The organism is Saccharothrix sp. DSM 118769 (assembly GCF_052936295.1).
On sequence record NZ_CP193627.1, the window covers coordinates 3,287,145 to 3,299,771 of the forward strand.

The following is a 12,627-nucleotide window of genomic DNA, read 5'->3' on the forward strand; positions in this document are numbered from 1 at the left end:
ACCGCGCGGCGGTGTGGACCGGCGGGCGCGACGCCGACATCGGCCTCGCACCCGGCATGTCCGGACTTCGGGCCCCGCGCGGCGGCGGACGCGGTGGGAGGTCTGCCCGAACGTGCCGAACAGGAGTGTTACAGGTCTGTGTTCACGTTCACAAGAAGCTGTTCGGAAATTGGTCGACGGATTGGTCCAAAAGGCCGAACCGGCGTAAGGGAACGCTCCCAAGTGCGGCTGTAACAGGGTTCTGAGCTGGCTTCCTCACGTGTGAATGGTCCGCGCAGCTAAAGTTAGCGCTAACATTTTTAGCTCCCGATGGCCGGTGGTGGAACGTTCTTCCAGGTGATCGGTCCACTGTGGATTTATCCGGTGAACCGCAGGGGTCGAGCCCGTCTCCACCGTTGTCCCGGAGCGGTTCCGGTGCGTCTGTTAGGTTCGGCCGCCACCGGTGCGACCCACCGGATTCGCCGAACACGCCCTCCCGTCGCGGTGAGGGCCGCTGGGGGACCGATGAACGGCGTGCCGCACGACGGTCGGGTGGCGCGCGTCGTCGCGGCGGTGGGCCGGGCCTGCGTCCGGCACCGGTTCGTCGTGGTCGGCGCGTGGGTGCTGCTGGTGCTGACTTCGGTGGCGGGCGCGAGGCTGATCGGCACGCCCACGGACAACGACGTGAGCCTGCCGGGCACCGACGCCCAGCTCGTGCGGGACCTGACCGCGTCGTCGGCGGCCCCGCTCACCGCCGGGACCGTGGTCCTGGTGGCCCCGAACGGGCGGTTGGACGACGAGGCCCGCGCCGGGGTGCTGGCGGCGACGGCGGCCTCGCTGCGCGCGGTCGGGCACGTGACCTCGGTGGAAGCGCCCTCGGTCCGGGCCGGGTCGCTGTCCGGGGACGGGCGCACGGGCTGGTTCACGGTGGGGTTGGACGTCCGGCGGGCGGAGCTGACCAGGGCGGTGGCGCTCGCCGTCACCGACGCCGCCCGGCCCGCCGCCGACGCCGGCCTGCGGGTGCTGCCCGGCGGGGCGTTCGCCCAGGCCGTCGACGGTTCGGGCAGCACCGGCGACGAGTACTTCGGCCTGGCCCTGGCCGCCCTGGTGCTGTTCCTCGCGCTCGGCGGCCTCGTCGGCGCGCTGCCGGCGCTGCTGACCTCGGCGCTGTCGGTACTCGCGACGCTGGAGGTGGTGGGGCTCGCCGGGAACCTGACCCCGATGCCCGCCCAGGCGGCGACCCTGGCGCTCATGATCGGCCTCGGCGTCGGTATCGACTACTCGTTGTTCCTGCTCAGCCGGTTCCGCGCGCTGGCGCGGTCGGGCCTCGCGGTGCCGGAGGCCGTCGAGCGCGCGGCCGGTGACGCCGGTGCGGCGGTGGCCTTCGCCGGTGTCACGGTCGCGGTGGCGCTCGCGGGCCTGGGGCTGACCGGCGTGCCGTTGCTGCAGACGCTCGCCTGGACGTGCGGGGTCGCGGTGGCGTTCGCCGTGCTCGCCGCGCTGACCCTGCTCCCCGCGCTGACCTCGTTCGTCGGGGCGCGGCTCGCTCGTGGCGGGGCGCTGCACGAGCGGGTGGTCCGACTCGCCGGTTCCGGGGGTACCTGGGCTCGCGGGGCCGACCGGGTGACGCGCCGGCCCTGGCCGGCGGGTGGGGTGGCGCTCGTGCTGCTGGTCCTGCTGGCCCTGCCGGCGGTGGACCTGCGGCTCGGTCAGCTCGACGCCGGGTCGTCGCCCGAGTCGACCGCCGTCCGCCAGGCGAACGACGCCGTGTCGGCCGCGTTCGGGCCGGGCGCGGGCACGCCGATCACGGTGCTCGGCCGGTTGTCGACACCGGTCGCCGATCCGGGTGACCCCCGGTCGTCCTCGCTCGTGGCGGCGGTGCGGGCCCAGCCGGGGGTGGCCGCCGTCGGGCCGGCGACACCGGCCGGGGACGGGCGGCTCGTCACGGTCCAGGTGATCGCCTCGACCCCTGGCGGTGACCCGGCGACGGCGGACCTGGTCCACCGCCTGCGCGACCTGTCCGTGCCGGGCGTGGGCGTGCACGTCGGCGGCAACGTCGCCGCCCGGGTGGACCTCGCGGACCGGGTGACCGAGAGGCTGCCGCTCGTCATCGGGGTCGTGCTGCTGCTGTCGGTCGTGGTGCTGCTGCTCGCCTTCCGGGCGCCGCTGCTCGCCCTCAAGGCGGCGGTGGTGGACCTGGTGTCGATCGGTGCGGCCTACGGCGTCCTGACGGCGGTGTTCACTTGGGGCTGGGGCGCGACGTGGATCGGGCTCTCCGGCCCGGTGCCCATCCCGAGCTTCGTGCCGCTCGTGCTGTTCGCCCTGCTGTTCGGCCTGTCGATGGACTACGAGGTGTTCCTGCTCAGCGAAGTCCGGCGCCGTTTCCGCCTGACCGGGGACAACCTGCGGTCGGTGCGCGAGGGCCTGGTCGGCACCGGCGGCGTGATCACCGCGGCGGCGGCGATCATGGTGGGGGTCTTCCTCGCGTTCGTGCCCAACGACGACCCGACGATCAAGATGTTCGGCGTCGGCCTGGCGGTCGCGATCGCGGTGGACGCGACCGTGGTCCGGTGCCTCCTCGTCCCGGCCACGATGGCGCTGCTCGGTGACCTGAACTGGTGGACGCCGGGCCGCGCGAAGGTGCGCGCCGGCGAACCCGCCTGACGGGGAGCGGGTGTTCCGGGGCTGCGCCGGCTGCGTCCTGGGCTGCGCCCACCGCGCTTTCCGCGCACACCGGCGACCCGATCACCGGCCTGCACAGCCCGGGCTGCACCCGGGAGGGGACGAGCGAGTTGGTCTTTCGCACCGATGTGGCGCCGAAGCAAGTCCACGTGGTCGTTCGGGGTCGAGGGCGGCGAGGAGGCGGGTGGTCCGGGCTGCGTGCGGGCTGTTCACCGCGCGTTGGACGACAAGTGCTTCGTGCAGGCGGGTGATGGCGTGCCGGCTGTCACCGGCGCGGTGGAGGCAACGGGCTTCGCCGACGAGGGCGTTGGCTTCGTGGAGTTTGGTTCCGCACGTGCGGGCGAGGTCGAGTGCGGTGGTGTAGTGGGTGCGGGCGGCTCCGCTTTCGGGGTGGTCGAGGGCGAGGTCACCGAGGGCGTTGTGGGTTTCGGCTTGGCCGTCGACGTCCTGGCCACTCGTGAAGAGGTGCAGGGCACGGCTGAGGTGGGCACGGGCAGGGCCGGGTTCGTGTTGTCGGTGGTGGGCGATGCCGAGGCCCAGGTGCGCGTTCGCCTGCCCCAGCAGATCGCCCCTGCGGGTGTGCAGGTCCAATGCCCGTGCTTGCGCGTCCACCGCCTGAGCCGATGCGCCTCGCAGCAGGTGCACGTAACCGAGGTTGTTCAACGCGTTGGCCTGCGACAGCGGGTCCTCGCTGCGGCGGTACAGGTCGAGCGCCCGCATCAGGGTGTCGGCCGCCTCGTCCGCCTCCTCCCGCAGCAGGTGCACCCGGCCGAGGTTGTTGAGCGCGTTGGCGTGGGCCGACGGGTCGTCGCTGCGGGCGTACAGGTCCACCGCGCGCCTCGAAGTGTCGGCCGCCGCGTCCAGCTCGCCCCGCAACAGGTGCACGTAGCCGAGGTCGGTGAGCGTGGCGGCCTGCCCGACCGGGTCTCCGTTTCGGGTGTGGAGTTCGAGAGCGTGCGTCTGGGCGGCTGCCGCGGCGTCCAGGTCGCCCTGTCTGCGGTACACGTAGCCGAGGTCGTTCAGCACGGCGGCTCGGGCGCGCAGGTCGCCGGTTCGCGCGGCGGTGGCGTGGGCGGTGCGCAGCATGGCGCAGGCGTGGTGCCAGTGCCCGACCGCGCGGAAGTACGGGTAGAGGGTGGTGGACAGGCACAGGGTGTGGGTGGGGTGCGTGGTGTGGGTGTGCTCGACGGCGGTGACGAGGGTGGGCAGTTCGGTGGTCAGCCAGTCGACGGCGTGGTCCGTGGTCGTGATCGCGGTGGGGTGTGCCGGAGCGGTGGGGGTGACCGGCGTGCTGCGCGTGCGGCGTGCGGGCAGGAGTCGGGTGGCGGTGTGCGCGGTGTGCAGGTAGTAGTCGAGGGCCCTGGTGGTGGCTTGTCCTCGGTGCCCGAGGTCCAGGCGGGTGGCACGGGTGTGGGCGTAGGCGCGGAGCAGGTCGTGCAGGCGGTAGCGCCCGGGAGCGGTCTCCTGGACGAGGTGTCGGAGGTGCAGGGCGTCGAGTGCGCGGCGGGCGCGCGTGGGTGTGGTCCCGACGAGCGCCGCGGCGGCGGGGGCGTCGATCTCGGGACCGTGGTGGACGCCGAGGAGCGCGAACATCGAGCGCAGGTCCGCCGGCAGGTCGTGGAAGGAGGTGTCGAAGGCGGCTTCGACGGAACGGTCGCCGTGGTCGAGCTCGCCGAGTTTCCCGGTGTCCTGGGTGAGTTGGGCGGCGACGATGTCCGCGAGCCGGCGGACGGACCAGGTGGGGTGGGTGCGGAGCTGGGACGCGGTGATGGCGATCGCCAACGGCAGCCGTCCGCACAGCTCGACCAGCCGGGCCACGTGCTCGGCTTCGGCGGGATCGGGTGTTCGCAGGGCCAGGCGCAGCAGCATGTGGGCGGCGTCGGCGGGCGGGAGGACGTCGAGGGTGAGGGGGTGGACGCCGTCGAGTTCCGGGAGGCGGTTGCGGCTGGTGATGAGAACCAGGCTTCCCCTGGTACCGGGGAGCAGAGGGGTGACCTGGTGGTGGTCGGCGGCATCGTCGAGCAGGATCAGGAGCCGGCGATCCGCGACCAGACCGCGCCACAGGCGGGTGCGGTCGTCGAGGGTGCTGTGCCGGGCGAGGACGTCGGGTCGTACGCCGATGTCCACCATCAGGGCGTGCAGGGCGTCGAGGGGATCGCGGGGTTCCTGCCGCGGTGTGTGTCCCCAGAGGTTGAGGAACAGCGTGCCGTCGGGGTACTTCGGGGCGAGGACGTGGGCGGCGTGGACGCCCAGGGTCGTCTTGCCCACGCCGGGCATGCCGTCGATGGCGTGGATGGCGACGGCGGTGGCCCCGTCGCCCGCGGCTCGTTCGACGGCGGCGAACAGCCGGCGGAGTTCGTGTTCGCGACCGGTGAAGTCGGCGAGGTCGCGCGGCAGGCTCTTCGGCACCAGCGGTGTGCCGTTCGCGGTGGCGCACGGGGCGAGACCGCACACCGCGTGCCGAGGCGGAGCGGAGGACTCCCCGCCGGACATCGGTGCGCGGACGTCGTGATCGCCCGCTGTCCGGTCGGGTGCCGGCGCGGTCGGGGACTGCGGCGTCACCGCTGTGGTGTGGAAGTGGACACCACCGTGCACGACCCCTGCCTGCACGACGTTGCCGCAGCCCAGTTCCAGGTGGTTGGTGACGTGGTCGTCGCCGTCCTCGTCGTCGTAACGCGCTCCGCCTTCCACGACGCTCCCTCCGCAGGAATTCCTGTTCGGGCCGGACGGGGCCCGACTGCCGGGCGGTGCTATTCGGTGAGTGGCTGGAGGAGTGCTTCGACCTCGTCGTGCGCCGGGCTGTCGCGGTGGTGGTCGGCGGCGCGGCACCACTGCAGGGGGGTGCGGTGGTGGCGGGGGTCGCGGAGGGCGGGGTCTGCGCCGTGGGTGAGCAGGTGGCGGACGGCGGCGGGGCGGCCGTTGTGGGCGGCTACGTGCAGGGGGAGGCGTCCCCAGTCGGCGTCGGCCTGGTTCAGCGGGGTGCCGGCGGCCACCAGCCGGTCCACCACGTCCAGCCGTTGGTGGTCGGCGGCGAACACCAGTGCCCGCAGGCGGCTCTGCGTGGAGGCGCGGTCCAGTGGCCAGGAGGTGATGTCGCCTGCTGCGGCGGCCATCTCCAGGGTGTCGACCCGTGCTCCGGCGGCCACCAGGACGTCGAGGACCTCGGTCATGCCGAAGACCGCCGCGTGCGCCAGGGCGGTGCCGTTCGGCACGCCGCCGGAGTCGGGCGCGGACGTGGCTTCCAGGGTGGCTCCGGCTTCGACCAGGACCCGTGCGACCTCGGCGTCGCCGTAGCTCGCGGCGGTGATCAGCGGGGTTTCCCTGTCACCCGGGTGGCCGTCCACCGGGGCGCCGGCGTCGATCAGCGCCCTGACCACGGCGCCGGTGCCGGGCAGCTCGTCGGGCAGGCCGAGCCTGCGGTGGTCGAAGCGCAGCATGGCCACGTAGCCGAGCACGTCCACGCCCTCGGTGTGGTCGCTCCAGCGCCGCATCCTGGTGGTGGCCGAGTCGGGGTGCTCGGTCAGCAGCCGCGCCAGCCGTCGGAGGTCCCGGCTGTCGAGGACCGCGCGGCGCTCGACCTCGCGCTTGAGGGCGGTCCAGCCGGTGAACCCGTGCTCGTGGGCGATCGCGAGCTGCGCCGAGGAGAGCGCTACCCGGTCGGAGACCGCGCGTAGGCGGGCCAGTGCCTCGTGTTCGCCGCGCCGGGCGGCCTTGAGCAGGTCCTTGGCACGGTGGCGCAGCTGGTCCGGGTCCGGGCGCGCGGGGAGTTCGGGCATGACGTCTCCTTCGTCGCCCCGTGGTCCGCGTTCGGGTCGAAAGAGATCGTCGTGGTGCGGTCGTGGTCCGGTGCGGAGGTGGACTCGGTCCTGCCCGCGAACCCGGCGGCACCCTCCAGGGCCGTGCCCGGATCGTATCGCGGCCGGGCCGGCGGGGTGCGGTCCCGCGCGGGTCAGGCGGGCCAGCGGGCGTGCAGGTCGTCGATGCGGTAGGCGTGCCGGTGGCGGTGGCGTCCCCGGACGAGGACGGCACCGTCGAGGTGGTCGTGGTCCGGGGCGAGGTCGTGGTGGTCGTGCTCGACGACCTCGGGGTCGTCGGTGGGCCACAGCCGGACCGCGGCCGCCGTGGCGGTGGTGGCGACCGCGCCGAGCACCAACAGGGTCGTGGCCGCGGACGTGGTGGTGGCCAGCCAACCGGCGAGGGGGTAGCAGAGCAGCCAACAGGCGTGGGAGAGGGCGAAGTCGGCGGCGAAGACGGCGGGCAGGTCCGGTCGGTGCGCCGAGCGGCGCAGGAGGCGTCCGCCCGGGGTGAGCACGAGTGACCCGGCGGCCCCGATCGCCGCCCACAGCACGAGCAGGGCCGGCCAGCGCAGGTCGCCGGGGAACGCGGTCGCCGGGGCGGCGGCGACGAGCAGGACTGCGAGCGAGGCCGCCGCCCGCAGCACGACGGGGCGGTCGCGGCACCGGTCCAGCAGGCGCGGCAGGGCGAGGGCCGCGGTGGCGGAGCCGAAGCCGTAGGCGGCGAGCGCGACGGCGACGGACGTCTCGTCGCGGCCGAGCAGGTCGCGGACGTAGGTGACGGTGTTGACCAGGACCACCGACCCGGCGGCGGCCACGGCGAGGTGCACGGCGAGCAGCCCGCGCAGGCGCGGTGTGCGCAGGTAGGCGCGGACGCCCCGGGTCGTGGCGGCGAGCGGGCGGCCGGTCGGGGTGCTGCCCTGCGCGGCGGGCAGTGCCGCCGCGACCACCAGCAGGGCGGAGGCGGTGAACCCGATCGCGGTGCCGACGAACAGCTGGTCGTGGCCGATCACGAGCAGCGCGGCGGCGGCCAGCAACGGGCTGAGCAGGCTCTCCAGGTCGTAGGCCAGGCGCGACAGGCTCAACGCGCGCGTGTAGTCGCGCTCCTCGGTGAGGACGTCGGGGATGGTGGCCTGGAAGGTCGGCGTGAACGCCGCCGAGGCCGCCTGGAGCAGGAAGATCAGCAGGTGGACCTGCCACACCTGGTCGACCCACGGCAGGACGGCGGCGACCGCCGCGCGCACCAGGTCGAGGCCGACCAGCAGGCGCTTGCGGGGGAACCGCGCGGCCAGGGCAGCCGCCAGGGGGCCGATGCCGACGTAGGCGACCATCTTGATCGCGAACGCCGTGCCCAGCACCGCGCCCGCGTCCGGTCCGGCCAGGTCGTAGGCGAGCAGGCCGAGTGCGACCGTGGCCAACCCGGTGCCCGTCAGGGCGACGACCTGGGCGGTGAACAACCGCCGGTAGGTGCGGTTCGACAACACGGCGAGCATCGCTGCGCTCCTCCTGGTGGCGTCGTCCTGGGGCGAGTGCGGTGACACCATACGTGCTCATGTGCGCACGCGACTACGTTGCAACAGCGCACGACTGGCAACAGCCACTCCCGTGCACCCGCGCCGGCGTCCGAACGCGATTCGCCGGAACGCCCCTGCGCCGGCCACACTGACCACGTTCCGGCCGCGCACCCCCACCGACGATGGAGACCCACCCGGTATGACCACCGTGATCAGCGATGACGGGATCGCCTTCGACCGGGACGCCCCGCCGCCCCGCGCACCGCGGCAGCGGTGGGTCGTCATCGCGACGGGCGTGCCGGCGGTGGCGGTGGTCGGCGTGTTCCTCGGCACGTTGCTGCGGGCACCGGCACCGGTGGAACCCCGCCCCGGTCCGGTGGACGTGGGGTTCTCCCAGGACATGACCGCGCACCACCAGCAGGCGGTCACCATGTCCACCCTCGCCCGCGACCGCACCGCCGATCCCGAGGTGCTCCAGCTCGCCTTCGACGTGGAGACGATGCAGATCGAGCAGATCGGCCGCATGCAGGGCTGGCTGGCGTTCTGGCAGCAGCCGGTGACCTCGCCGACCGGTCACATGGGCTGGATGGTGGAAGGCGGGCACGGCCACGACTCGACGGCGGGGTTCACCCCGTCCGGCGCGGCCTTGATGCCGGGCATGGCCACCACGGAGGAGCTGACCAGGTTGCGCGGCCTGGCGGGGGTGGAGTTCGACGTCTACTACCTGCAGCTGATGACCCGCCACCACCAGGGCGGGATGTCGATGATGGAGCACGCGAAGCAGCGCGCGTCGGTGGGGATCCTGCGCAACTTCGCCGCGCAGATGCTGGTCACGCAGAGATCCGACATCCGCACGATGACCGACATGCTCATCGAACGCGCCGCCGCCCCGCTGCCCGCTCCTCGGTGACAGCGCCCGCGCCGCCGCTCTACCCTGCGACCGTGACCACCTCCGGGCCCGCGCAGCGCGCCGTCGTGCCCGCGGCCCGGAGCACGGCGTTCGCGGTGACCTCGACGGTGCTGGCGTGCGTCGCGCACGGCGCGGGTGCCGGTGAGCCGCCCGACGTCGGCACCGCGGTCCTGCTCACCGCGCTCCTCGCGTTCACCGGACGGCCGCTGGTGACGCGTTGTCGCGGCACGGTGGACGCGCTGCTGCTGCTCGGGCTCTCGCAGGCCGTGCTGCACCTCGGGTTCGCCTGGCTGTCCGGGCTGACCCACCACGGGTACGGGGCCGGTGCGGGCATGCTCGTCGGGCACGCCGCCGCGGCGCTGCTCACCGGGCTGGTACTGGCCCGCGCGGACGCCGCCGTGCTCGCGGTCGCCCGCGCGCTCGCCGCCTGGTGGCCGGTGGTCCCCTCGGCGTTCCGCGCGCACCGGCCGCTGTGGGTGGCCCTCGTCGCCGACGACCGCGCCGCGGTCCGCACCGCCCCGCCGCGCCGCACCACGCCCCGGCGCGGACCGCCCGCCCCCTCCTGACACCGCGAACCCCCGTCCCCGCCCCTCCGGGCGGGTCCCCCACGCTGTCCAGGAGAACCACCGTGTCCCCACGCCGCACGGCGACCGCGCTCGCCGTCCTGACCGCCGCACTCGCCGGGTTCCCCGGCACCGCCTCCGCCCACGGCATCGGCTCCGCCGCCGGCAAGACCCCCTGGGAGTTCGTCCCGCTGGGCGTCGAGCACATGCTGCTCGGCTGGGACCACCTGCTGTTCATCGCCGGCGTGGTGCTGTTGGCCGGCGAGCTGCGCCGCGCCGCCGGCCTCGTCTCCGTGTTCGTGCTCGGCCACAGCACCACCCTCGTCGTCGGCACCCTGGCCGGCTGGCGGGTCGACGCCGTCGCGGTCGACGTCGTCATCGCGCTCAGCGTCCTGTTCGTCGGCGTCGTCGCGATCCTGGGCAGGCCGGAGCACCGGCGCTGGTTCACCCTCGCCGTCCTCGGCTTCGGCCTCGTGCACGGCCTGGGCCTGTCCACCCGCCTGCAGGACCTCGGACTGCCGGAGAACGGCCTGCTCGTCCGCGTGGTCGCCTTCAACGTCGGCATCGAGATCGGCCAGCTCGCCGCCATCGCGGTCCTCGTCCTGCTCGGCAGGGTGTTCGCCCGCTTCGTCACCTGGCCCGGCGCGCCCCGCGCCGCCGGGGTCCTGCTGGCCGCCGCCGGACTGGTCACCGCCGTCGCGCTGCCCTTCGTCGCCACGTCCCCGCCCGCCCTGGCCGACCGCGACGCGGTGAGGTCGTGCACCACCGGCCCGAACGAGGAGACCTACCGGCTCGGCGACGGCGGCCACCCGCCCAAGGACTTCTACGAGCCCACCGAGACCTACCCCGAGCCCGACTTCGCCCACGTCCTCGGCGACGGCTACGTGCTCGTGCACTACCCGAGCGGCCTGGCGGGCGGGGACCTCGACGCGCTGCGCGCCCACGTCACCGGCCCGGACGGCAACCGCGTCGTCGCCGGGGCCGAACCCGGGCAGACCCAGTTGCTCAAGGCCGTGCACGCCTACGGGACCCTCACCTGCGACGCGTTCGACCTGGACGCCCTCAAGGCGTTCACCGGGAGCTGGTTCGACGACCCGCGCTCCAAGCCCGTCGACCAGTGATGCCGCGGACGGCGGGTCCGCTGTGGTCGGACGTCCGCGCCGGTGGGAGCATTGGTGCTCATGCGCGCACGCGACGATGGGGCCACGACGCCGGACTGGCGACGGCTGCCCGCCGACGGCCACGTGGAAGCGGCCGTGGACGGGTTCCGGATGCTGGCCGACGGCACCCGGTTGCGGATGATGTGGCTGCTGTGCGGTGAGGAGTACGACGTGACCACGCTGGCCGGGGCCGTGGGCATCGCGCGGCCCGCCGTGTCGCAGCACCTGGCCAAGCTCAAGCTCGCCGGCCTGGTGTCGGTGCGGCGGGACGGCCGCCGCGCCGTCTACCGCGCCCGCGGCGGGCACGTGCGGCGGCTGCTCGCCGAGGCGGTCGAGGCCGCCGACCACCACCTCACCGGTCGCCCGGACCACGACTGACGCGGCTGTCGGCGGTGGCCGCGCCGACAGCCGCGGGACCCATCGGTCGTCGATGGACCTGTTGGGGCACAAGGGTTCGGTGGTGGCGGAGCCGGTCCCGGCCCCGGTACGTGCCGAAAGACCCTAGTGATCTGGGTCACAGTCGGAGTATCCCTGAGGGGGCACTGGGGAGGTGCCGTCATGTTGGAAGTCGAATTGGACATTTTCTCGGGTATGCCCAACCCGCGGTGGGTGCTCTCGGAGGCCGAGGAGCGCGAGCTGCTCGACCGGGTCACCGCCGATCCGGGCCAGCTCTCACCGGCGGCCACGGAGGACGAGCAGTTCAGCCTCGGCTACCGCGGCCTGCTCGTCCGACTGGTCAAACCGGACACGGGCGTGTGGAGCTCGACCAGGCTGGCCGCCGGCCGGTCGCTGCCCGGTGAGTTCCGGGTGGGCAGCAGGCCGGCGGACGAACCGATCGCCCAGTGGCTGCTGGGCACGTCCGAACGCCGCGAGACCGCGGTGACCGACGAACTCCGCGAGGTGGCCGGGCAGGGCGTCGTGCTGCTGGAGTCGTCCTGGGCGGCGGCGGACCCGCGGCAGGTCCCGCTGCCGACCGACGAGCACCAGCCGCGGCTGAGCGGCGAGGGACCGCACGGGCCGGCGGGTGAGGGCGGTGACATCTCGGCCGCGGGCGCGACGTGGTGGTCGTGCGGGTCGAACTACTTCAACGCCAACGCCGCCCTGTTCAACGACCCCGCCTACGTCACCAGGAACAACTGCTACTGCTTCGCCAGCAACCACCTGGCGAACTCGCGCTACGCGCTGCCGGGGCGCTACGGCGGTCGCCCGGCGACGTCGATCACCTGCGGCGGCGTGACCGACGGGCTGCGCGCGGACGGCTGGCTGGACGGGTGCCAGACCAACACGCTGACCATCGTGATGGTGATCTGGCCGGGTGTGGACTACCACTTCTACCGGCTGGTCACCGGCACCCCCTACTGGTGGTGGGGCCACAAGCCCGGTGGCACACCGGCGAAGTACACCGACGACTGCGGCAACAGCATCTACCAGTACCAGGGCAGCGGGTACGCGCCGAACAACTGCTGCCGGGGCAACTACACCGATTTCTGCGGGTACTTCTACCAGAACAACAGCACGGCGCTGGTCGCCTAGCGATGGCCGTGGCCTGGGTCCTCCTGGTGCTCGTGCTCGCGAGCTGCGGCTCGGCGCCACCCACACCCGGGGTGGCGCCGAGCACGACACCGGGAGGGGACCGCGCGGTGGAAGTGGAACTGGACATCTTCTCCGGCAAGCCGAACCCGACCTGGTCGCTGCCGCCCGCCGACGCGGACGCCTTCACGGCGAAGGTGGCCGCGTTGCCCACCGCACCGCCGACGGCGCTCGCCAACCCCCTGGGGTACCGGGGTTTCCTGGTCCACGTCCGAGGGCGGGGCGGGGAGTCCGAGGTGGTCGTGCAGAACGGCTCGGTGCGGTCCACCGCGGCCGGGACGACGACCCACCTCGGTGATCCCGGCCGGGCGCTGGAGCGCTGGCTGCTGGACACCGGCCGGCCCTCCCTGCCCCCGGAGCTGGTCGAGGCGGTGGAGCGGTCCCTGCGCTGACCCGGCCGCGGGCCGCCGTACCGGCGGCCCGCGACCGGCCCGG

10 protein-coding genes are annotated in these 12,627 nt (G+C 73.8%); 7 read left to right on the forward strand and 3 right to left on the reverse strand.

Annotated elements, in window-relative coordinates:
* Positions 1-504 precede the first annotated feature (504 nt).
* Entirely contained in the window at positions 505-2,643 is a 2,139-nt protein-coding gene (locus ACRAKJ_RS14770; RefSeq protein ID WP_438926346.1) for an MMPL family transporter, read from the forward strand.
* An 81-nt stretch (positions 2,644-2,724) separates the two neighbouring features.
* Here ACRAKJ_RS14770 and ACRAKJ_RS14775 read toward each other — a convergent pair whose 3' ends face one another.
* The 3 genes from ACRAKJ_RS14775 to ACRAKJ_RS14785 all read right to left on the reverse strand — a co-directional run bounded on the left by ACRAKJ_RS14775 (position 2,725) and on the right by ACRAKJ_RS14785 (position 7,948).
* On the reverse strand, positions 2,725-5,352 hold the full coding sequence (locus ACRAKJ_RS14775; protein ID WP_438926347.1) for a tetratricopeptide repeat protein: 2,628 nt from the start codon (positions 5,350-5,352) through the stop codon (positions 2,725-2,727).
* A gap of 59 nt (positions 5,353-5,411) precedes the next feature.
* Complete coding sequence (locus ACRAKJ_RS14780; protein WP_438926348.1) at positions 5,412-6,437, reverse strand: ankyrin repeat domain-containing protein; 1,026 nt, start codon at positions 6,435-6,437, stop codon at positions 5,412-5,414.
* A 173-nt stretch (positions 6,438-6,610) separates the two neighbouring features.
* Positions 6,611-7,948, reverse strand: coding sequence for an MFS transporter (locus ACRAKJ_RS14785; RefSeq protein ID WP_438926349.1), 1,338 nt, complete (start codon positions 7,946-7,948; stop codon positions 6,611-6,613).
* 220 nt (positions 7,949-8,168) lie between these two features.
* Between ACRAKJ_RS14785 and ACRAKJ_RS14790 the strand changes: the two genes are divergently transcribed.
* The 6 genes from ACRAKJ_RS14790 to ACRAKJ_RS14815 all read left to right on the forward strand — a co-directional run bounded on the left by ACRAKJ_RS14790 (position 8,169) and on the right by ACRAKJ_RS14815 (position 12,584).
* The gene (locus tag ACRAKJ_RS14790) at positions 8,169-8,879 is read left to right on the forward strand and encodes a DUF305 domain-containing protein (RefSeq protein WP_438926350.1); all 711 of its coding nucleotides are present in this window, start codon (positions 8,169-8,171) and stop codon (positions 8,877-8,879) included.
* 32 nt (positions 8,880-8,911) lie between these two features.
* Positions 8,912-9,445, forward strand: coding sequence for a hypothetical protein (locus ACRAKJ_RS14795; RefSeq protein ID WP_438926351.1), 534 nt, complete (start codon positions 8,912-8,914; stop codon positions 9,443-9,445).
* A gap of 62 nt (positions 9,446-9,507) precedes the next feature.
* Positions 9,508-10,563: a HupE/UreJ family protein gene (locus ACRAKJ_RS14800; protein WP_438926352.1), complete on the forward strand. Its 1,056-nt coding sequence runs from the start codon at positions 9,508-9,510 to the stop codon at positions 10,561-10,563.
* Between the two features lie 60 nt (positions 10,564-10,623).
* Positions 10,624-10,980 carry a metalloregulator ArsR/SmtB family transcription factor gene (locus ACRAKJ_RS14805; protein WP_438926353.1) on the forward strand — a complete coding sequence of 119 codons (357 nt, stop codon included), beginning with the start codon at positions 10,624-10,626 and terminating at the stop codon, positions 10,978-10,980.
* Positions 10,981-11,193: 213 nt separating this feature from the next.
* The gene (locus ACRAKJ_RS14810; RefSeq protein WP_438926354.1) at positions 11,194-12,135 is read left to right on the forward strand and encodes a hypothetical protein; all 942 of its coding nucleotides are present in this window, start codon (positions 11,194-11,196) and stop codon (positions 12,133-12,135) included.
* 107 nt (positions 12,136-12,242) lie between these two features.
* On the forward strand, positions 12,243-12,584 hold the full coding sequence (locus tag ACRAKJ_RS14815; RefSeq protein ID WP_447008983.1) for a hypothetical protein: 342 nt from the start codon (positions 12,243-12,245) through the stop codon (positions 12,582-12,584).
* Positions 12,585-12,627: the final 43 nt, after the last annotated feature.

Bases quoted from the DNA above. Each gene is read 5' to 3' on its own strand.
- ACRAKJ_RS14770 (WP_438926346.1), top strand. From the start codon at position 505: ATGAACGGCGTGCCGCACGACGGTCGGGTGGCGCGCGTCGTCGCGGCG.
- ACRAKJ_RS14780 (WP_438926348.1), bottom strand. From the start codon at position 6,437: ATGCCCGAACTCCCCGCGCGCCCGGACCCGGACCAGCTGCGCCACCGT.
- ACRAKJ_RS14790 (WP_438926350.1), top strand. From the start codon at position 8,169: ATGACCACCGTGATCAGCGATGACGGGATCGCCTTCGACCGGGACGCC.
- ACRAKJ_RS14785 (WP_438926349.1), bottom strand. From the start codon at position 7,948: ATGCTCGCCGTGTTGTCGAACCGCACCTACCGGCGGTTGTTCACCGCC.
- ACRAKJ_RS14810 (WP_438926354.1), top strand. From the start codon at position 11,194: ATGCCCAACCCGCGGTGGGTGCTCTCGGAGGCCGAGGAGCGCGAGCTG.
- ACRAKJ_RS14805 (WP_438926353.1), top strand. From the start codon at position 10,624: ATGCGCGCACGCGACGATGGGGCCACGACGCCGGACTGGCGACGGCTG.